We start from the raw sequence: 19,627 nt of genomic DNA, 5'->3' as shown, positions 1-19,627 counted from the left end.
TGCACGCCTTCGCGCTCGACTGACGTCCCCTTCGGCAAGCTCGAGCGCATGTTCACACTCGATCAGGTCAGCCGGCGCTACGGCCGGTCCCTCGCGCTCGACAATGTCAGCCTGGCGTTCGCCAGCGGCGTCACCACCGCGGTGATCGGGCCCAGCGGCGCTGGCAAGTCCACCGTGTTGCGCCTGCTGGTCGGGCTGGAATGGCCCGACAGTGGCACGGTCGGCTTCGATGGCACGCCACTGCAACGCGAGCGGCTGCAGGCGCAGCGTCAGCGCATCGGCTATGTGATCCAGGAGGGTGGTCTGTTTCCGCATCTGGATGCGCGCAGCAATGTGGTGTTGCTGGCGCAGACGCTGGGCTGGACGCGCGAGCGCATCGATGCGCGCCTGCAGACGCTGTGCGCGCTGTGCCAGCTGCCGCCGGAGTTGCTGGCGCGCTACTCGGCCGAGTTGTCGGGCGGTCAGCGCCAGCGCGTGGGCCTGATCCGCGCGCTGATGCTCGACCCACCGGCGCTGTTGCTGGACGAACCGCTGGGCGCGCTCGACCCCATCGTGCGCTACGACCTGCAGGAACAGATGCGCGCGCTGTTCGCCCGGCTCGGCAAGACCGTGGTGCTGGTCACCCACGATGTCGCCGAGGCGGCGTATCTGGCCGACACCCTGGTGCTGATGCGCGCCGGTCGCGTGCTGCAGCAGGGCAGTGCGCGCGCGCTGCTCAAGCACCCGGCCGACCCGTTCGTGCAGCGGTTTCTCACTGCCCAGCGCAGCATCGGCGAGTCCGCATGAGCGCGCGCGTGGTGGTGGCAGTGCTGCTGTTGCTGTGCAGCCTGGGCGCACACGCGGCGCAGGTCACCGTGGGCTCGAAGAACTTCACCGAAGCGGTGATCCTGGGCGAAATCGCCACCGCTGCCGGCAAGCGCGACGGGGTGGATGTGCAGCATCGCGCCCAGCTCGGCGGCACACGCATCCTGTGGCGTGCGCTGGAAACCGGGCAGATCGATGCCTATGCCGAATACACCGGCACCCTGGCGCAGGAACTGCTGCAACTGCCCAAGGCCAGCCACGCCGAGCTGCGCGCTGCACTGGACGCGCGCGGGCTGGCGATGACGCAGTCGCTCGGCTTTCAGAACACCTATGCGTTCGGCATGCGGCGCGCGCGCGCGCAGGCGCTGGGCATCACCACGTTGTCGCAACTGGCGCGCCACCCGGATTTGAAGATCGGGCTGAGCAACGAATTCATGCAGCGCGCCGACGGCTGGCCGGGCGTGCGCGCCGCCTATGCCCTGCCGCAAGCCGCCACCGGCCTGGATCACGATCTGGCCTATCGTGCGCTGGAGAGCGGCGCCATCGAGGTCACCGATCTGTACAGCACCGATGCGGAAATTCCGTATTACAAGCTGCAGGTGCTGCGCGACGACCTTCATTATTTTCCCGAGTACCAGGCCGTGTTCCTGTACCGCAAGGATCTGGCACAGCGTGCGCCGAAGATGCTGCAGACCTTGCACGGCCTGCAGGGACGTATCGACGAAGCGGCCATGCAGCAGCTCAATGCGCAGGTGAAGCTGGAGCGCAAGAGCGAATCTGCAGTGGCCGCGCAATGGCTGGGCGTGAAGCCCGTCTCGGACACCGCCTCGCGCATCAGCCGGTTATGGCGTTACACCGGCGAGCATCTGGCGCTGGTCGGCAGCTCGTTGGGATTGGCATTGCTGATCGCCCTGCCATTGGGCGTGCTGGCGGCACGACGGCCACGGCTGGGCCAGCTGGTGCTGTCGCTGACCGGCGTGCTGCAGACCTTGCCCTCACTGGCGGTGTTCGTCTTCATGATCCCGCTGTTCGGCATCGGTGCCAGGCCGGCGATTGCGGCGCTGTTCCTGTATAGCCTGCTGCCGATCGTGCGCAACACGCATGCCGGGCTGACCTCGATCCCACGCGAGCTGCGCCAGACCGCCGAAGCGATCGGCCTGCCGGCATGGACGCGGCTGTGGCGCATCGAGCTGCCGCTGGCACGCCGCACGATCGTAGCCGGCATCCAGACCGCCGCGGTGATCAACGTGGGCACCGCGACACTGGGTGCGCTGATCGGCGCGGGCGGTTACGGCCAGCCCATCCTCACCGGTATCCGCCTGGATGACATTGGTTTGATCCTGGAAGGCGCGATCCCGGCCGCGGTGCTGGCGTTGCTGGTGCAGGCGGTATTCGAGGGGATAGAGCGCTGGGCGACCCCGCGCGGTGTGCGAATCGGCCAGCAGGGCTAAGACGCAGCCTGCGGGTCTGGGCTCGCCGTCATCGAGCGTTGTCCCAGCTGCATCCGCCCGCCATCGCCAGCACCGATCACGTCCTTTTCCCACCAGCGTCAGTCACTTCCTTCTCCCGCCAGCGTCAGTCACTTCCTTCTCCCACCAGCGTCAGTCACTTCCTTCTCCCACCAGCGTCAGTCACTTCCTTCTCCCGCCAGCGTCAGTCACCTCCTTCTCCCGCGTGCGGGAGAAGGTGCCCGAAGGGCGGATGAGGGGCCCTGGCACAGCCCCTGTCCGCCTCGCTCAGCGCGCAGTCTTCGGGCCATGCCCGGTCGCGGCCAGGTCCGCTCCTACGCGTCGGGGCGCAGTGGTGACCGGGAACGCCGCCCATACCTCAGCGTTCACCCGGAAGCGCTGCGATCACAAGGTCCAGCGCGTGATCGGTGACATTCAAATGCGGCGCAATCCTCAAGCGCCCGTGCCGGCGCGTGCAGATCGCTCCGAGCGCGCCGAGCGTCGTTGCTACCGCATCCAGCGCAGCGGCGGGCGGCTGCAGGGCGGTGAGATGCGGTGCATGTCCAGGCGTGCACCAGTGGCCCAGGCCACGTGCGTGCAAGGCGGCATCCCACCGCGTGGTCAGACTGCCCAGCGCCTGTGCGATGCGCACCGGCTGCCAGGCGCTGACCTGCTTCAGCGCGGCTGTCGCCATCGCAATGCGCAGCGGATCGGCCACCCCGCCGGCATCGAAGCGGCGTGCTCCGTCGCGATACTGCGGAGACTGTGCAACCGGAAACTCCCAGCTGCTACCGGCATCGCGGCCGATCCAGTGTTCCTCGATCGGCACGCCCTGTGTACGCCACTGCGGCGCTACCCACAGCCAGGCCAGGCCCATCGGCCCCAGCAACCATTTGTGGCCGACACTGACCACGAATTCCGGCTTCCAGCGCGGCAGGTCGGTAGGAAGCACGCCCAGGCTCTGGCTCAGGTCCAGCACCAGGGCTGCACCGCGTGCCTGCAGCGCGGCGCTGATGCGGTCCAGGTCCAGCTGCCGCCCATCCAGCCAGTACGCCTGCGGCAGGCTGGCGATACGCAGCGCCGGAGTGTCGGCAATGGCCTGCAACACGGCATCGGTCAACACGCTGCCGGTGCTCGTCGGTATTGCCACGACCTGCGCACCCACCTCCGCACAGCGGCGCTGCCAGATCAGCAGGTTGGACGGAAACTGCCCCTCCAGCACCAGCACCGCATCGCCGCGTTGCAGCGGCAGGTTGCGCGCGGCGGTGGCCAGGCCATGCGCGGCCGATGGCAGCAGGGCCACCGCATCGACATCATGGTCGAACAGGCCGGCCGCAAGTGCGCGCAGATGTTCGATCTGCTGCAGCCACGCATCGAAAGGCAAGCGCCAGGGCACGGCCAGCGCATCCACGGCCTGGTGTGCCACCTGCTGCACCGCACGCAACAACGGTCCGCGCGAAGCGGCATCCAGATAAACGACCTCGCCGGGCAGCACGAACGCCTGCTGGCGGTGTGCCCAATCCAGAGGAGCGGGGAGCGGGCTGGACAACAGGGACGATGACATGCGCACAGCTTACCGCTGGCTGCCATCGCGCCGACACGGAGCGTTCACGGGCGCTCCCCAAGCATACGGCGATGTCTGCACTCTCACCCTTGCTGGTCGAGCACCAGCACCAGCACCAGCAGCTCAGCCTGTTGGACCGCTATGCGCAGACCCGCGCGCTCAGCGATCGCCTCGCCGCACCCCTGAGCGCCGAAGACGCCATGGTGCAGAGCATGCCCGATGCCAGCCCCAGCAAATGGCATCTGGCGCATACCACGTGGTTCTTCGAGCGGTTCGTGCTGCAGACCGATCCGGTCTACCGCGTGTTCGATCCGGCCTGGGACTTCCTGTTCAACAGCTACTACCAGAGCGTTGGCCCGATGCATGCCCGCGCGCGCCGCGGCGTGTTGTCGCGGCCGTCGTTGCAGCAAGTGCGCGACTACCGCGCGGCGGTGGATACGCACATGCAGCAACGCCTGCGCGACGGCCTGCTGGATGCGCAGGCCTGCACCATCGTGCAGCTGGGCATCCAGCACGAGCAGCAACACCAGGAACTGCTGCTGACCGATATCAAGCACGCGCTATGGAGCAACCCGTTGCAGCCTGCCTATCGCCAGACGCCTGCAGCGCCGCCGGCCGCTGGCAGTGCGGTGCGCTGGCATGCGCGCGAGGAGCAGATTGCACAGATCGGTGCGCCTGCCTGGCCGCATAGCGAGCGCTTCGCCTACGACAACGAGTCGCCGCGTCACCGCGTACTGGTGGGTGCGCATGCGCTGGCCAGCCGCGTGGTCAGCAATGCCGAATTCCAGCAGTTCATCGACGACGGCGGCTACCGCAACGCCGGCGCCTGGCTCAGCGACGGCTGGGCGATGGTGCAGGCGCAGGGCTGGGAGCACCCGCTGTACTGGGACGCGCAGGGGCGCGAGTTCACGCTCGATGGCTGGCGCGTGCGCGATCCGCACGCGCCGGCCTGCCATCTGAGCCTGTTCGAGGCCGACGCCTTCGCGCGCTGGGCCGGCGCACGCCTGCCGACCGAAGCCGAATGGGAACTGGCTGCCACCGGCGTGCCGGTGCAAGGCAACTTTGTCGACAGCGATGCCTTGCATCCGCGCGGCGCGCAGGCCGTGGATACCGGCCTGCAGCAGTTGTTCGGCGATGTCTGGGAGTGGACCGGCAGCGCGTATCTGCCGTATCCGGGCTTCGCGCCGTGGCCGGGGTCGCTGGGCGAATACAACGGCAAATTCATGAACGCGCAATGGGTGCTCCGCGGCGGCAGTTGTGCCACGCCGGCGAGCCACATGCGCGCCAGTTACCGCAACTTTTTCCCCTCCGACGCGCGCTGGCAGTTTGCCGGTGTGCGCCTTGCCAAGGATCTGCCGTGAACGCTGCCGCCCATGCCATGCAACGCGCCCATGCCGCGCTGACCGACCTGCGTCCACAGCCGGACGACATCACTGCCGACGCGTTGGCCGGGCTGTCGCAGACGCCCAAGACGCTGCCGTCCAAGTATTTCTACGACGCGCGCGGTTCGCAGTTGTTCGAGGCCATCACCCGGCAGCCGGAGTATTACCTCACCGGCACCGAACTGGGCTTGCTGGAAGCCAGCATGGGTTCGATCGCCCAGGCCATCGGTGCCGGTGTGCACGTGGTGGAATACGGCAGCGGCAGTGGCCGCAAGACCGAGCTGCTGCTGCAGGGCCTGCGCGATGTGGTGGCCTATACGCCGCTGGAAATCTCGCGCACCGCGTTGCTGGAAAGCACCGCACGGCTGGCCCAGCAGTTTCCGCAGATCCAGATGCTGCCGGTCTGCACCGATTTCACCAAGCCGCTGCGCCTGCCCGATGCGCAGCGCCCGGCGCGCCGGCATCTGGTGTTCTTCCCCGGCTCGACGCTGGGCAATTTCACCGACACCGCCGCCATCGCGCTGATGGATGCGATGCGCCAGACCATGGGCAGCGACGGCTGCGCGTTGATCGGCATCGATCTGGACAAAGACGCCGGCCTGATCGCGGCGGCCTACAACGATGCCGCCGGCGTCACCGCCGAGTTCACCTTGAACCTGCTGGCGCGGCTCAACCGCGAGATCGGCAGCGATTTCGCTCTCGACGGCTTCCGTCACAAGGCGGTCTATGCGCGCGAACGCGGCCGCATCGAGACCTTCCTGGTCAGCCAGCGCGACCAGCGCGTCCAGGTGGGTGGCCAGGACATTGCCTTCGCCGAGGGCGAGGCGATGCAGGTCGAATACAGCTACAAGTACACCGATGCGCGCTTCGCCGAACTGGCCGCCGCGGCCGGGCTCAAGGTCACCCACGGCTGGAACGATGCCAAGGACTGGTTCGGCCTGCGCTTGCTGCGCCCTGCGTAGGGTTACCAGGCAAGCCTACGATTGGTCGAGGATGTATTTGGCTGCTATCAGCGGTCTGGCGGCATCTCACGCAGATGTTTGGCCGCTTTTCTGATGCCGCCGAAGACGGTTTCTGCGAGGAGACTCGGAAACTCCAGTGGAAGCGTATTGGCGACACGATCCAATGCGCCTTCCACCTGCCCCAACAGTTCTTCGATCCAGGACTCTGCACCGCCACGCACTCCGCAGGCCCGTGCAGTGTCGTTCCAGTGGCGACGCCGGATATCTTTCAGGCGGCGATGCCGGTTTTTACCAACGACGGCCATCGCCAGCGACGCGCGATGTGGATCCAATTGCTGGGGGCGGCGGCCAAGGATGGGATAAACCGATAGAACATCGTAAAGCGGTGTCATGCGGAACCGGCCACCAGGCTCGATCATCAGGCTGAAATTCTTTGCGTGCCCGTCGGTGGCTGCGAGTAGCCAAAACAGGATTTGCGACTTGAAAAAGGTCGCGCGGTCGGAGGGCTCACTCGATTGGCGCAGTAACTCCATGATTTCCACGATGCCAGGGCCGCCGTCGCTCTCGTATTTTTTGGACGAAGACACGCCAAATGCCTGGCACAGGTCTTCCTGCGGAAGTCGCATCCACCACTGTCCATCCGACGAAAGGCGTCGGTCGAACCGTTCGACGATGAGAGCGCGCTGATCTTCGAACCGCCCCATCGTGGTTGCTGCAACGGGAATACCGAAGGCCGCCAGTAATTGCGCGCACAGCCATTCGTTCTCCACCGATTCCTGCATGTCGGCACGCATATTGCCGACCAGACCCAGCGGCAATTTGAAGATGTGCGTACTCGGCGTGCTGCCCAACGGCACGCACCATTGCCGTTGGTGCAATAGCAGAGCGGTCTTCTCCTGGGCGCCAGCCAATGACAGCCGAAATTCGTCGCCATCACCATGGTGCCCGGGCAACGTGGGCGCGGTGACCCCGCGCAGCATATCGGCGACGCCGAGCTCGGTCAGTGGCCTGTTCTGGATGGTGCGCAGATGCTCGGGCTCTTGATCGACTGCGAGCAACTGGATCGCACCGACACAATCGCGGCCGACCGCCTGCAGCAGGTCGAAGGTGCTGGCCGAGTCGGTCCTAAAGCGTTCCCGCATGCGACGCCGGATGTTCGTGCTGTCAGGCAACAGGTTGTCGAAATAGTGCGTGACGACATCGCCGCGATGCGACTGGCCTTCCGGGAGCAGCGGTAGCGACAACGAGAGGGGACGCGCCAGGGAGGAATCCAGCCATTCTGGCAAGTAGGTCAGTCGTGCACTCTGTGGATCTTCACGCCACTGCGCGACGCGTTGTCCATTCATCCAGACATATAAGTCGGCCATGGCTCACCAATCTTCTTCGAGAGGCATGCGGGGATCGGTGTTGCGCACGGCCAGTGATACCTCCACGCCGAGGATGGCCCAGACGCGCATCAGACGCTCGAAGGTAGCCGCTTCGGGCTTGCGTTCCAGGGCGCCAACCGCCTGACGTGTAATGCCCAGCCGCTCTGCCAACTGGTCTTGGGTCAAACCCCGTTGCTTGCGGATTGCCTTGAGTAGCGGGCCCAGTTGATGCGGCGTCTGGATAGGGAAGGCGGAAAGAGCCATAGAGAATGACGGGCGTCAGGAATTGGCAACGTATGACGTTCCTTACTAAAAAGCAATTTATAAGTTGCCTTACCAAAAAGCAATCTATAGATTGCCTTTATCCCTTCCCTCTCCCGCCTGCTGGAGAAGGTGCCCGAAGGGCGGATGAGGGGCCCTGGCGCAGCCCCTGTGACTTGAGCATCGCATCAGGCCATCTGCACCACATGCAGCGCCTTCGGATTGCGCCATTGCGCCAGCAGCGCCGCTTCCCGCGCCTTGGCGTCCTGCAGGTGCGCATGCTTGATGTGGCCATAGCCGCGGATATGTTCGGGAATGCTGGCGATCTCTGCGGCCAGGCCCACGTTGTCGGCATCCAGGCGTTCCAGCAGCAGCGCCACGGTCGCACTGTAGTCGGCAATCAGCTGGCGTTCGCCGCGCCGCTCGGCGGTGTAGCCGAACACGTCGAGCCTGCCGCCACGCAGGAACTTCAACCGCGCCAGCAGCTTGAAGGCGGTGAACATCCACGGCCCGTACTCGCGCTTGATCAGGTTGCCCTGTGCGTCCTTCTTTGCCAGCAACGGTGGCGCCAGATGGAAGCGCACCGTGTAGTCGCCCTCGAACTGCTGCTGCAGCCGGCGCTGGAAATCGCCGCGTGTGTACAGCCGCGCCACTTCGTATTCGTCCTTGTAGGCCATCAGCTTGAAGGCGTAGCGGGCGACCGCTTCGGTCAGTGCGCTGCTGCCGGGCACGCGCTGTGCCTCGTGGCTGCGCACGCGGTCCACCAGTGCGCGATAGCGCTGCGCGTAGGCCGCATCCTGGTAGTCGGTCAGGAACGCGATGCGACGCGCGATGGCTTCGTCCAGCGAGGCTGCCAGCTGCTCGTCGTCGAGCAGCGCGGCCGGTGCATCGACTTCGCGATGCAGCGTGCCGCCATCGGTTTGCGCCAACGCGCGCGGCGCACTCTGCCCGCTGAGGTCGTGGTCTTCCCAACTGCCTGGCGCGCGTGGCGCCGGCGTGTCGCCCTGCAGGTGCGCCGGCGCAGGTGCGCCGGCCAGGCCCGCAGCGCGCTGTACCGCAGGCAGATCGATCGCAGCCAGGCGGCCCCACGCGAAGGCCTGCTGGTTCATCGCCACTGCCGCGCCATTGAGTTCGATCGCGCGCATCAGCGCCGCATGCGACAGCGGTACCAGCCCATGCTGCCAGGCATAGCCCAGCACGAACAGATTGCTGGCGATGGCGTCGCCCAGCAGTGCGGTGGCCAGTTGCGTGGCATCCAGCAGCAAGGGATCGCGCCCGCCCAGCGCGGTCCGCACGCCGGCGATGATCTGCGCGGCGGGGAACTGCAGGTCCGGCTGGGTGGTGAACGTGCCGGGCATCGCCTCGTAGGTGTTGAGCACCACCTGGGTGCGGACCTCGCGCACCTTGGACAGCGCCCAATAGTCGTTGACCACCACCATGTCGCAGCCCAGCACCAGATCCGCTTCGCCGGCGGCGATGCGCACCGCGTGGATGTCGTCGGGCTGGCGTGCGATGCGGATATGCGTGGTCACCGCGCCGCCTTTCTGCGCCAGCCCGGTCTGGTCCAGCACGGTGGCGCCCTTGCCTTCCAGATGCCCGGCCATGCCCAGCAGCGCGCCGATGGTCACCACGCCGGTGCCGCCGACGCCGGTGATCAGGATGTTCCAGGGATGCTCCAGCGTAGTGCGCTGCGGCGGCTCGGGCAGGCTGTCCAGCAGCGCGCTGGCATCGCGCCGCTTGCCCTTGCGTGGCGCACCGCCATGCACGGTGACAAAGCTCGGGCAAAAGCCCGAGACGCAGGAATAATCCTTGTTGCAGTTGGACTGGTCGATCTGGCGCTTGCGGCCGAATTCGGTTTCCTTCGGCAACACCGACACGCAGAAACTCTTTTCCCCGCAATCGCCGCAGCCTTCGCACACCAGCGAATTGATCATGACGCGTTTGGGCGGATCGACCAGCTTGCCGCGCTTGCGGCGGCGGCGTTTTTCGGTGGCGCAGGTCTGGTCGTAGATCAGGATCGACACGCCCTTGACCGTGCGCAGATGCTGCTGCACCGCCTCCAGTTCGCTGCGGTCGTGGAAGGCCACCTCGGCAGGAAACAGGTCGCGCCGCCGCGTCCATTTGCCGATGTCGTCGCTGACCACGGCAATCTCGTGGATGCCTTCGGCACGCAACTGATGCGCGATGTCCGGCACGGTCAGCGTGCCGTCCACCGGCTGGCCGCCGGTCATCGCCACCGCATCGTTGTATAGGATCTTGTAGGTGATGTTGACCCCGGTGGCCACCGACTGCCGGATCGCCAGCGAGCCGCTGTGGAAGTAGGTGCCATCGCCCAGGTTCTGGAACACATGCGCGGTGTCGGTGAACGGCGCCTGCCCGGACCACGTGACGCCCTCACCACCCATGTGGGTGAAGGTGTCGGTGGCGCGATTCATCCAGGTCACCATGTAGTGGCAGCCGATGCCGCCCAGTGCACGCGAGCCCTCCGGCACCGCGGTGGAGGTGTTGTGCGGGCAGCCGGAGCAGTAGTGCGGCACACGCGGGAACTGTGCGCGCGGCAGCGCCATTTCCGCTTCCTTGGCATCCATCCAGCGCAGGCGCTGCTCGATCGAATCGGTGTTGATCGTGCTCGATTGCAGCAGGCGCAGGATGCGCTTGCCGATCACCGCGGCGATGGTGGCCGGGGTCAGCTCGCCGGTGGAAGGCAGGATCCACGCGCCATGCTCGTCGTACTTGCCGACGATGCTCGGCCGCGCGCCGGCGCTGGCCGGCCAGTTGTAGAACAGCTCCTTCATCTGCCGCTCGATGAAGGCCTTCTTTTCCTCCACCACCACGATGTCTTCCAGCCCGCGCGCAAACGCGCCGATGCCCACCGGCTCCAGCGGCCAGGTCATGCCGACCTTGTAGACGCGGATACCGATCTGCGCGCAGGCGCGCGCATCCAGGCCCAGATATTCCAGCGCCTGCAGCACGTCCAGGTAGCTCTTGCCGGTGGTAACGATGCCCAGCCGCGCCTGCGGGCAGTCCAGCACCACCTTGTCGATGCCGTTGGCGCGCGCGAACGCCTGCGCGGCGGCCACCGCATAGCGATGCAGGCGCATTTCCTGATCCACCGGCGGGTCAGGCCAGCGGATGCTCAGGCCTCCCGGCGGCAGCGCGAAGTCCTCCGGCAGCACGATGCTGCGCGCGAACGGGTTCACCTCGACCGAGGCGGACGATTCCACCGTCTCGGCGATGGTCTTGAAGCCGATCCAGCGCCCGGTATAGCGGCTCATCGCCCAGCCGAGCAGGCCCATGTCCAGGATGTCCTGCACCCCGGCCGGGTTGAGGATGGGCATCATCGCGCTGACGAATTCGTCTTCCGAGCCATGCGGCAGGGTCGAACTGCGGCAGGCGTGGTCGTCGGCGGCCAGCGCCAGCACGCCGCCGTAGGGGGAGGTGCCGGCGGCGTTGCCGTGTTTGAACACGTCGCCGCTGCGGTCCACGCCCGGCCCCTTGCCGTACCACATGCCGTACACGCCCTGCACCTTGGCGCCGGGGAACAGGTTGGTCTGCTGGGTGCCCCACACCATGGTGGCGGCAAGGTCCTCGTTGAGACCGGGGGTGAAGGTCACCCGGGCCGCGTCCAGATGCTTGCGCGCGCGCCACAGTTCCAGGTCCAGCCCGCCCAGCGGGCTGCCGCGATAGCCGCTGACGAAGCCGGCCGTATCCAGGCCGGCGGCCTGGTCGCGCAGCCGCTGCATCAGCGGCAGCCGCACCAGCGCCTGCACGCCCGACAGGTAGATGCGGCCATCGGCGCGCGTGTATTTGTGCTCCAGCGTGTAGTCCGCATCCACCCGGCCGAGCTCCGGCGTGTTGGCAGAGTCGGGAGAGGAAAGTGCAGCAGTACTGGTCATGGCGTGCCCGGAAAGGGTGGCTGGGACCCGGTGCGTGTCATCTGAAACCATCTGACCCGCCCGTCGGATTCCAAAACGGCGGCGCAAAGTGTAACAGTCAGCCTTCACGCGCCCGTTCGCATGCGGATGCGCAGCCGCCGTGCTGCGGGTAGGATGGGAACGGGAAGGGTCGTTTGCTGTCAGGGGAAAACACAGTGAAAAGGAAATACGCATGGGCCGCACTGGCCCTGCTCGGAGGCGTGTGGTCATTGGCGCAGGCGCAACACCTGCCCAAGCCCAAGGAGTTCTATTTCGACGAAGACCGTGCCACGACCAAACCGGTGGTGGCCGTGCAAGGCCAGGGCGATGCCGTCGTCGATCGCCTGGCCGCGATGGTGCAACGCGACGCTCGTGCCGCCGAGCCCCGCGCACAGCTGGCCTCGCTGGCCTACGCCGGCGGACGCACGCAGCTGGGCGACGAGCTGTACCAGGGTGCGCTGGCCCTGGTTTCCAACGGCAGCCAGCAATACCGCGCGATCACCTGGAACTATGGCTGGGATCTGTTGCGCGCCGACAAGCCGGACCAGGCGCTGCAGCAGTGGGCCAACCTGGCCAACGGACGCCCGGCCACGCCGCAATGGCTGCCGACCGCGGCCGCCCTGGCCCTGTGGCGGGCCGGACGCAAGCAGGAGGCGACCGAATGGTATGCCGCCGCCGTGCGTACCTGGCCGGACCGCTGGAGCAGCACCGCCAACTACGTCAGCCTGTTGCCGGACTGGCGCGAGGCAGAGCGCGCCAGCCTGGCCGAGGTGCATGCCGCCTGGCAGGCCAACCCGCCGGCGTTTCCGTAAGCAAGGCGCCGCGCTGCGGGGATAGCCCGCAGCGCGGGCGCTGCATGCGGTGGCCATAGCGGCCGGCCATTGGCCTGGATCGGTGGCTTGGCGGCAGGGCCGTTGTCCAGGCACTGTGGCGGGGCATGCCGCAAGGACGGTCGTGAACGTGTCTGCGGCGTCCATGCGGTCGACGACCCGTTGGATGGCGAGCGGCCAGGCAAACGCTGCAGGACGCTGTCGAGATCACCGATGTGCATGTGCAAGCCGTGCCTTGCATGCATTGGCTGGGTGATCGGGCCCGGTCGGCTTTGCAGCTTCTGGGCGAGCCGCTGCGGGACGCCGTCATCACGGCGTACCGCCGTTCGCAACGCTGAGCTCAACTTCACGCTGCGCTGTCCTTTCTGCATGCGGGAGCCTGTGGCGCACGGCGCGTGAGCGACCGGTCCGTTCGGTTCGACGATCCCTGCTGCGGATCGCAGGTTGCACATGACCGGTCCAGGCGCCGCCACGCACCGGTGAGAGCGTGCCATGCGATCCTGCACCCGGTTTTCAACGGACACGATCACTCCATGGCGGTGGATGCATTTGCGTTGATCCTGGCAATGCTGGGCCTGGGCTTGGTATTCGCGCGACTGAAGGTGTTGCCGGACAACAGCGCCGATGTGCTCAACCGCATCGTCCTGTACATCTGCCTGCCGGCCTCGGTGCTGACCTATGTGCCGCGGCTGCATCTGGACGCCTCGCTGGGCGGGGTGATCGCCATGCCGTGGCTGTTGACCGCACTCATCGTGCCGCTGCTGTGGGGCTGCAGCCGGCTGCTGCGCATCGGTCGCGCCGATTACGCCGCCTTGCTGATGTGCGTGGTGTTCACCAACTCCAGCTTCATCGGGTTTCCGATGGTGCGCGCAATGCTTGGCGATCGGGCATTGCCCTACGCAGTGGTCTACGACCAGTTCGGCACCTTCGTGCTGCTGTCCACCTTCGGCCTGTACGTGCTGGCCCGGTACAGCGGCGACGCCCCGCCTACCGCCATGACGATCCTGGCCCGGGTAGCGAAATTCCCGCCGTTGTGGGCACTGCTGTTCGCGCTGACCCTGATGCCCGCGCAGCCGCCGGCCTGGATCGGCTCGGGCCTGAAGAGCCTGGCCGATGCCATGCTGCCGCTGGTGATGCTGGCGGTGGGCTTTTCGCTGCAACTGCGTCTGCCCGCCGACGAGCTCAGGCCGCTGGCGCTGGGCCTGGCCTTCAAGTTGGCGGTGATGCCGATGCTGGCGCTGCCGCTGTCCTGGGCGCTGGGCCTGCACGGGCTGATGTTGCAGACCACCGTGCTCGAATCGGCCATGCCCACCATGATCACCGCTGCCGCGCTGGCCATCTCGCATCGGCTGGCGCCGCGCCTGGCCGCCGCGATGGTCGGCTACAGCATCCTGCTGTCGCTGCTGACCTTGCCCGCCTGGTCCTGGCTGCTGGCGCGGCTGGTGGCGTGAGCGGGGCGCACCGCGCACGGGCAGGACTGTTCGCCGTGCTGGGGTTGCCTGTCCAGCATGCGGACCTGGCGCTGTCGCGCGTCCTCTTCGGATGCTGCATTGCGATGACCGCACCGGGGCGGTCATGCCCGGCCTCGGTCAGCCACACCAGGCAGGTCTTGGCCAGCGCTCGCCATGGCGGCATTCGTCTGCGCGACGCAGCTGCCGCAACCTCGTGCGCTGACGCTCGGTCGCCGCGCTTAACGCGTTTCGACTACTTCCTCACCTTGGCGCGGTGTACGCTGCGGACCAGCTCCCGGAAGCGAGGCGTGCATGAAGACAGTCCTGGTGGCCGCCTCCAAAGGCGGCGTCGGCAAGACCACGATCGCCACCAATCTGGCCGCCCATGCGGCGTTGCAGGGCCAGCGCACCGTGCTGGCCGATGCCGATCCACAGGGGTCGTCCACACGCTGGGCGCAGCGCCGTGCCGGTCTGGACAGCGCGGTATTGCCGATCGACGCCACCAAACGCCGCAACTGGCAGGCCGCCGTGCCCGAAGGCACCGATACGTTGATCATCGACGCGCCGGCCGGTGCCATGGCAGACGACCTGGGCGGTTTCCTGGACCATGTCGATGCCATCGTCGTGCCGGTGCTGTCCTCGGCGCTGGATATCGAAGCGGTGGTGGGCTTTCTCAACACGCTGGCCAAGGTGCCGCGCGTGCACCAGCGCAAGCTGCCGGTGGGCCTGGTGCTCAACCGCGCCCGCCCATGGACCCAGACCTCGCAACAGGCCGCCGACATGATCGGCAGTTGGCCGTATCCGCTGGTGACCCAATTGCGCGACACCCAGGCCTATGTGGTCATGGCCGGGTTGGGGCGCAGCTTGTTCGACTATCGCTCGGCGCAGGTGCGCGACCATCAACAGGACTGGGAGCCGCTGTTGAAGTGGCTCAAGAAGTCCTAGAACCGGAAAGTTCCCATGCGCGAATTGATCTTGTTGCGACATGCCCACGCCGAGCCGGCCGACACCGGTCAGGCCGATTTCGATCGCCCGCTGTCGCCGCACGGCATCGCCGAGGCCGAGGCGGCCGGGCGCTGGCTGCGCGAACAGCGGCTGGTACCGGACCGGGTGCTGTGCTCGCCGGCCCGGCGCGCGCGCGAAACCCTGGAGGCGGTACTCGAACTCACCGGCTATATCGAACAACGCCTGGACGAGCGCATCTACGAGGCCACCCCCGGCACCCTGGCCAGCCTGGTGGACGAGCACCGCGAGGCCGAGCGCCTGTTGCTGGTCGGCCACAACCCCGGCCTGGAGCGGCTGGCCGCGCTGATGCACAGCGGCCAGACCGGCGATTACCGCGGCATGCCGACGGCCTCGATCGCATTGCTGGCGTTGCCGCTGGAGGCCACCATCGAGCCGGGCATCGCCCGCCTGACCGCCTTCTGGTGGCCTTGATCCGTGTCATCGTCGCTGCGCTGGTTCGCCTGGCTCGCGCTCTGGGTCACGCTTCCCTGCCTGGCGCAGCAAAAGGTGCATACCATCGATCCGGCGCAATCGCGCTTCGGGTTCGAGATCAGGACCCGCTTCGGGATGAAGATCGAGGGGTTTTTCCCGCGCTTTCGCGGTGAAGTGGTGGAGCTGCCGGACAAGCGCCAGCAGGTGCGCTTCCGGCTGGATGCCACCCAGGTGGAGATCCCGGGCAAGGATCGCTACACCGGCTGGATGCGCGGCGAGGATTTCTTCGATGTCGCGCGCTACCCGGTGGTGGAATTCGAGTCGCTGCCGTACACCGAAGAGGCGATCAAGGACGGTGGGGACATCACCGGCAACCTGACCATTCGCGGAATCACCCACATCGAGACGCTGCATGTGGCGCCGGCTGAATGCGCACGACCGGGCTATGATTGCGACGTGATCAGCCGAGGTACGGTCCTGCGTGGACGTTACGGAATGAATGCGTGGCAGATGGCCCTGGGCGACAGGGTGACGTTCATTCTGCGTGGGCGGTTGCAGGAGGCGCGGCGCCCGTGAAGTTTTTGTCCAGGGGGTTGGTGCTGGCAACGCTGTTGCTCGGCACCGGATGCGCCGGCCTGTCGCAAACCGAGCGCAACCGCGCTGCCGGTGTCGCTGCCGCTGCACGCAGCACGGTGGTGGAGTGCACCCAGGCCAATCATTGCGCCCAGCCTTCGCCGTTGCGCGCGCTGGGCGGGCAGGCCATCACCGCCTCCACGCCGACGCTGCCGCGCCATTACGCCACCATCGTCGACCATGGCGAACAATCGCTGGTGGCGCGGCTCAACCTGATCCGCAGTGCCACCCGCAGCATCGACCTGCAGACCTACATCTTCGACAAGGACGACAGCGCCCGGATGGTGCTGGATGCCTTGACCGACGCCGCCAGGCGCGGGGTCAAGGTGCGCATCCTGATCGACCAGCTCTCGGCGATCGCCGACCTGCAGATTCTCGGTGCGCTCGCCAGCAGCCATGAAAACCTGCAGCTGCGCATCTACAACCCCACCTTCGGCAAGGTCAAGCTCAATTACTTCGACTACGCCGGCAGCGTGCTGTGCTGTTTCCGGCGCTTCAACCAGCGCATGCACAACAAGCTGCTGGTGGTGGACGACGTGCTGGGCGTGGTCGGCGGGCGCAATTACCAGGACGACTATTACGACTGGGACAGCGAGTACAACTTCCGCGACCGCGACGTGATCCTGGCCGGGCCGGAGGTGCGCGCCATGGCCGCCAACTTCGATGCGTTCTGGCGCGCGCGACGCAGCGTGCCGGCCGAACGCCTGAACGATGTGGGCCGTCTGCTGCTGGAACAGGGCGCCCCGCAGATGCCGCCGGCGCAGTTCCGGCGCCCGGACCGGGTGGCGCGGGTGGACCAGGAGGCGAGCGATCCGCAGTTCGTGCGCGATGTATTCGTCACCCCGGCCATGCCGGTGCAACGTGTGGTGTACGTGGCCGACCTGCCGCAGAAGCATCGCCGCGAGCACGCCTCCAAGGCGGTGTCCACCGCGCCGGAGCTCGATGGCCTGATCGCCGGTGCGCAGCGGGAGGTGCTGCTGCAGACACCGTATCTGGTGTTGTCCGACGAAGCCCAGGCGATCTTCCGCAGCTTGCGCGCCCGCCCGCAGCCGCCGCGCATCGTGGTGTCCACCAACAGCCTGGCCGCCACCGACAACCCTATCGTGTATGCGCTGTCCTACAAGTTCAAACGCCGCAACATGCGCGAGCTGGGCTTCAACGTCTACGAGTTCAAGCCGTTTCCGCTGGATGCGCCGGTGGACTACGCCAACCTGGTGCCGGACCCGCTCAACCCGGTATCGGAGACCAACGAAGACAGCCGCGACAACCGCCTGATCGGTGGCAGCGCCGCCGGCAATGCGATGCGTGGCAGCAGTGGCGGTGGCGACGGCGACGCAGCGCGGGCGCCGGCGAGCACTTTGCGCGGCAGCAGCGGTGGCGGCCGTGCGCGCGGTGGCAGCGAGGTCGATCGCCGCGTGCTGCGTACCGAAACCCGGCCCTCGTTCCTGGGCACGCGCGCGGTCAACAAGCCGCTGCCGGTGACGCGGGTGGGTGCGCGCATGGGCCTGCATGCCAAGTCGCTGGTGGTGGACCGCCGCATCGGCGTGATCGGCACGCACAACTTCGACCCGCGCAGCGAGAACTACAACACCGAGGCGGCGGTGGTGATCGACGATGCACGCTTTGCGCAGGCCCTGGCGGCCAGCATCGAGCGCGATATCAGCCCGGAAAACGCCTGGACCGTGGCCCCGCGCGAAAAACCGCCGGTGCTGAGCGGCTTGAACTACAGCGTAGGCAAGGTCTCCGAGGCATTGCCGGTGCTGGACTTCTGGCCCTGGCGCTATGCCACCAACTACGAGTTCCAGCCCGGTCCGGATTGCCCATTCCCGCTCAAGCGGCAGGACCCGCAGTTTCGCCAGTGCTACGTGGCGGTCGGCGATTTCCCCGAGGTCAACGTGGGACCGAAGTGGCTGCTGGTGCGCATGCTCACTGCCTTCGGTGCCGGCCTGGTGCCGATTCTCTGAGCCTGGGCGGCACGGTACCGCAACGCGATGCCGGCGCCGCTTGCAGCACCAGTGCCGGGCGCTGGACCCGAGGCCACCGTGCGTCGGGCCGATTCCGCCAGCGTCCGACAAGCAACCACCTTCCCGGCCTGTTACCGTCACCGCGTGAGCCAACCCGTCGCGGTCGTTGCATCAGGCCCCGACGCCGCAGATGCTGTTGCGATTCCCGATTCCCGATTCCCGATTCCCGATTCCCGATTCCCGATTCCCAGCCCATGACCTTTCGCGAACCCGTCGATCTTGCCGCCCTCAACGCCTCCAGTCGCAATACCCTGATCGAACACCTGGGCATCGTGTTCACCGAGGCCGGCGACGATTGGCTGCGCGCCACCATGCCGGTGGATACGCGCACCAAACAGCCGTACGGCCTGCTGCATGGCGGCGCTTCGGTGGTGCTGGCCGAAACCCTGGGCAGCAGCGCCGGCAATCTGTGCGTGGATATGACCAGCCAGATGTGTGTGGGGCTGGAGATCAATGCCAATCATCTGCGCGCCGCCACCGATGGCCTGGTCATCGGCACCGCGCGCGCGGTGCACGTGGGGCGCAGCACCCAGGTCTGGGATATCGTCATCGAAACTCCGGCCGGCAAGCGGGTCTGCGTGTCGCGGCTGACCCTGGCGGTGGTGGCACGCACCCATGGCTGAGCAGGCCCGGCAACGGCATGGGTGGAACAGCGCCACCCGTCGCCGGCACTGCGCCGTCGCCAAGCTGCTGTCACAATAGCTGTGCCTTCTTCCCCTGTTACCGGTCCCGTTGGTCGAATGAGCGAGTCATCCCTGGACGCCACGCGCGACGCTCGCGGCGCGTTGCGTTGGTTCCGGTACCTGTACCGGGTGCCGTTGCTGCTGCTGCATCTGTGCCTCTGCCTGCCGGTCACCATGCTGTGCGTGGTGGCGCCGCCGCTGGCGCGCATCCGTACCGGGCGCGATGACAGCCTGGACGAGGTGATGATCCGCTGGTGGCAGGGCAACCTGATGCGCATCTTCGGCTTCCGCCTGCGCCGCTTCGGCACGCCGCTGTCGGGCGCGACGCTGTTCGTGGCCAATCACGTCAGCTGGGTGGATATCTCCATGCTGCACAGCCAGCGCGTGATGGGCTTCGTGGCCAAACGCGAGATTGCCGGCTGGCCGCTGGTGGGCTGGCTGGCGACCAAGGGCCAGACCATCTTCCACCAGCGTGGCAGCACCGAATCGCTGGGCGGCGTGCTGCAGGAAATGCTGCAGCGCCTGCGCAGCGGCAAGCCGGTCGGCGTGTTTCCGGAAGGGCGCACCCGCGGCGGCACCGAGGTGGGCCCGTTCCATGCGCGCATCTTCCAGGCCGCGGTGGAAGCTGGCGTGCCGGTGCAGCCGGTGGCGCTGCGCTATGGCGTGCGCGGCAATGCGCAGGCGGTGGTGGCCTTCGGCGAGCGCGAGAGCTTCTTCGCCAATATCGTGCGCCTGCTGGGCGAGCCGTCGCGGCTGGCGGAGGTGCACTTCCTGGAGCCGATCGGCGCGTTCGATATCGAAGGCCGCCGCCGTCTGGCCGAGACCTCGCGGCAGCGCATCATCGCCGCGATGGAGTCCTGAGCCGGC

Annotated in this window: 16 protein-coding genes; 12 read left to right on the top strand and 4 right to left on the bottom strand. The window is 67.0% G+C overall.

Annotated features, from left to right (window positions below; all coding sequences use genetic code 11):
* The first annotated feature begins 48 nt into the window (after positions 1-48).
* Positions 49-786 carry an ATP-binding cassette domain-containing protein gene (locus XcodCFBP4690_RS12320; protein ID WP_104541208.1) on the top strand — a complete coding sequence of 246 codons (738 nt, stop codon included), beginning with the start codon at positions 49-51 and terminating at the stop codon, positions 784-786.
* Positions 783-2,255, top strand: coding sequence for an ABC transporter permease/substrate-binding protein (locus XcodCFBP4690_RS12315; protein ID WP_104541207.1), 1,473 nt, complete (start codon positions 783-785; stop codon positions 2,253-2,255). Before XcodCFBP4690_RS12320 ends, XcodCFBP4690_RS12315 begins: the two co-directional genes overlap by 4 nt.
* Positions 2,256-2,631: 376 nt before the next feature.
* Here XcodCFBP4690_RS12315 and XcodCFBP4690_RS12310 read toward each other — a convergent pair whose 3' ends face one another.
* Positions 2,632-3,816 carry an aminotransferase class V-fold PLP-dependent enzyme gene (locus XcodCFBP4690_RS12310; RefSeq protein WP_146091889.1) on the bottom strand — a complete coding sequence of 395 codons (1,185 nt, stop codon included), beginning with the start codon at positions 3,814-3,816 and terminating at the stop codon, positions 2,632-2,634.
* A 71-nt stretch (positions 3,817-3,887) separates the two neighbouring features.
* Between XcodCFBP4690_RS12310 and egtB the strand changes: the two genes are divergently transcribed.
* Positions 3,888-5,177, top strand: a complete 1,290-nt coding sequence (egtB, locus tag XcodCFBP4690_RS12305) for an ergothioneine biosynthesis protein EgtB (RefSeq protein WP_104541205.1) — start codon at positions 3,888-3,890, stop codon at positions 5,175-5,177.
* On the top strand, positions 5,174-6,160 hold the full coding sequence (gene egtD, locus XcodCFBP4690_RS12300; protein ID WP_104541204.1) for an L-histidine N(alpha)-methyltransferase: 987 nt from the start codon (positions 5,174-5,176) through the stop codon (positions 6,158-6,160). Before egtB ends, egtD begins: the two co-directional genes overlap by 4 nt.
* Positions 6,161-6,207: 47 nt before the next feature.
* On the opposite strand, the gene XcodCFBP4690_RS12295 is transcribed toward egtD, so the two are convergent.
* The 3 genes from XcodCFBP4690_RS12295 to XcodCFBP4690_RS12285 form a co-directional block, all read right to left on the bottom strand.
* Entirely contained in the window at positions 6,208-7,527 is a 1,320-nt protein-coding gene (locus XcodCFBP4690_RS12295) for a type II toxin-antitoxin system HipA family toxin (protein ID WP_104541203.1), read from the bottom strand.
* A gap of 3 nt (positions 7,528-7,530) precedes the next feature.
* Positions 7,531-7,791 (bottom strand): helix-turn-helix domain-containing protein, encoded by a 261-nt coding sequence (locus XcodCFBP4690_RS12290; RefSeq protein ID WP_104541202.1) that lies wholly within the window; start codon positions 7,789-7,791, stop codon positions 7,531-7,533.
* Between the two features lie 185 nt (positions 7,792-7,976).
* The gene (locus XcodCFBP4690_RS12285; RefSeq protein WP_104541201.1) at positions 7,977-11,684 is read right to left on the bottom strand and encodes an indolepyruvate ferredoxin oxidoreductase family protein; all 3,708 of its coding nucleotides are present in this window, start codon (positions 11,682-11,684) and stop codon (positions 7,977-7,979) included.
* 194 nt (positions 11,685-11,878) lie between these two features.
* Here XcodCFBP4690_RS12285 and XcodCFBP4690_RS12280 point away from each other — a divergent pair, with 194 nt between their 5' ends.
* The 8 genes from XcodCFBP4690_RS12280 to XcodCFBP4690_RS12245 all read left to right on the top strand — a co-directional run bounded on the left by XcodCFBP4690_RS12280 (position 11,879) and on the right by XcodCFBP4690_RS12245 (position 19,621).
* Entirely contained in the window at positions 11,879-12,514 is a 636-nt protein-coding gene (locus XcodCFBP4690_RS12280; protein ID WP_104541200.1) for a tetratricopeptide repeat protein, read from the top strand.
* 551 nt (positions 12,515-13,065) lie between these two features.
* Positions 13,066-13,983, top strand: coding sequence for an AEC family transporter (locus XcodCFBP4690_RS12275; protein ID WP_104541199.1), 918 nt, complete (start codon positions 13,066-13,068; stop codon positions 13,981-13,983).
* A gap of 312 nt (positions 13,984-14,295) precedes the next feature.
* On the top strand, positions 14,296-14,928 hold the full coding sequence (locus XcodCFBP4690_RS12270) for a ParA family protein (RefSeq protein WP_104541198.1): 633 nt from the start codon (positions 14,296-14,298) through the stop codon (positions 14,926-14,928).
* A gap of 15 nt (positions 14,929-14,943) precedes the next feature.
* Positions 14,944-15,420: a SixA phosphatase family protein gene (locus tag XcodCFBP4690_RS12265; protein WP_042820960.1), complete on the top strand. Its 477-nt coding sequence runs from the start codon at positions 14,944-14,946 to the stop codon at positions 15,418-15,420.
* Positions 15,421-15,423: 3 nt separating this feature from the next.
* A complete protein-coding gene (locus XcodCFBP4690_RS12260; RefSeq protein WP_104541197.1) occupies positions 15,424-15,996 on the top strand; it encodes a YceI family protein in 573 nt (190 codons plus the stop codon).
* Positions 15,993-18,017, top strand: a complete 2,025-nt coding sequence (locus XcodCFBP4690_RS12255; RefSeq protein ID WP_104541196.1) for a phospholipase D family protein — start codon at positions 15,993-15,995, stop codon at positions 18,015-18,017. Before XcodCFBP4690_RS12260 ends, XcodCFBP4690_RS12255 begins: the two co-directional genes overlap by 4 nt.
* Positions 18,018-18,271: 254 nt before the next feature.
* Positions 18,272-18,700 carry a hotdog fold thioesterase gene (locus tag XcodCFBP4690_RS12250; RefSeq protein WP_104541195.1) on the top strand — a complete coding sequence of 143 codons (429 nt, stop codon included), beginning with the start codon at positions 18,272-18,274 and terminating at the stop codon, positions 18,698-18,700.
* A 21-nt stretch (positions 18,701-18,721) separates the two neighbouring features.
* Positions 18,722-19,621, top strand: a complete 900-nt coding sequence (locus XcodCFBP4690_RS12245) for a lysophospholipid acyltransferase family protein (RefSeq protein ID WP_208622734.1) — start codon at positions 18,722-18,724, stop codon at positions 19,619-19,621.
* The last annotated feature ends 6 nt before the right edge of the window (positions 19,622-19,627 follow it).

Origin of the sequence: Xanthomonas codiaei (assembly GCF_002939785.1) — a bacterium.
Classification (GTDB): Bacteria; Pseudomonadota; Gammaproteobacteria; order Xanthomonadales; family Xanthomonadaceae; genus Xanthomonas; species Xanthomonas codiaei.
This window is presented reverse-complemented; position numbering and strand designations above follow the sequence as displayed.

What these genes read in the sequence shown, in the direction of transcription:
- XcodCFBP4690_RS12295 (WP_104541203.1), bottom strand. Translation starts at nt 7,527, where the DNA reads ATGGCCGACTTATATGTCTGGATGAATGGACAACGCGTCGCGCAGTGG.
- XcodCFBP4690_RS12285 (WP_104541201.1), bottom strand. Translation starts at nt 11,684, where the DNA reads ATGACCAGTACTGCTGCACTTTCCTCTCCCGACTCTGCCAACACGCCG.
- XcodCFBP4690_RS12270 (WP_104541198.1), top strand. Translation starts at nt 14,296, where the DNA reads ATGAAGACAGTCCTGGTGGCCGCCTCCAAAGGCGGCGTCGGCAAGACC.
- egtB (WP_104541205.1), top strand. Translation starts at nt 3,888, where the DNA reads ATGTCTGCACTCTCACCCTTGCTGGTCGAGCACCAGCACCAGCACCAG.
- XcodCFBP4690_RS12310 (WP_146091889.1), bottom strand. Translation starts at nt 3,816, where the DNA reads ATGTCATCGTCCCTGTTGTCCAGCCCGCTCCCCGCTCCTCTGGATTGG.
- XcodCFBP4690_RS12290 (WP_104541202.1), bottom strand. Translation starts at nt 7,791, where the DNA reads ATGGCTCTTTCCGCCTTCCCTATCCAGACGCCGCATCAACTGGGCCCG.
- XcodCFBP4690_RS12265 (WP_042820960.1), top strand. Translation starts at nt 14,944, where the DNA reads ATGCGCGAATTGATCTTGTTGCGACATGCCCACGCCGAGCCGGCCGAC.
- XcodCFBP4690_RS12320 (WP_104541208.1), top strand. Translation starts at nt 49, where the DNA reads ATGTTCACACTCGATCAGGTCAGCCGGCGCTACGGCCGGTCCCTCGCG.
- XcodCFBP4690_RS12250 (WP_104541195.1), top strand. Translation starts at nt 18,272, where the DNA reads ATGACCTTTCGCGAACCCGTCGATCTTGCCGCCCTCAACGCCTCCAGT.
- XcodCFBP4690_RS12275 (WP_104541199.1), top strand. Translation starts at nt 13,066, where the DNA reads ATGGCGGTGGATGCATTTGCGTTGATCCTGGCAATGCTGGGCCTGGGC.
- XcodCFBP4690_RS12315 (WP_104541207.1), top strand. Translation starts at nt 783, where the DNA reads ATGAGCGCGCGCGTGGTGGTGGCAGTGCTGCTGTTGCTGTGCAGCCTG.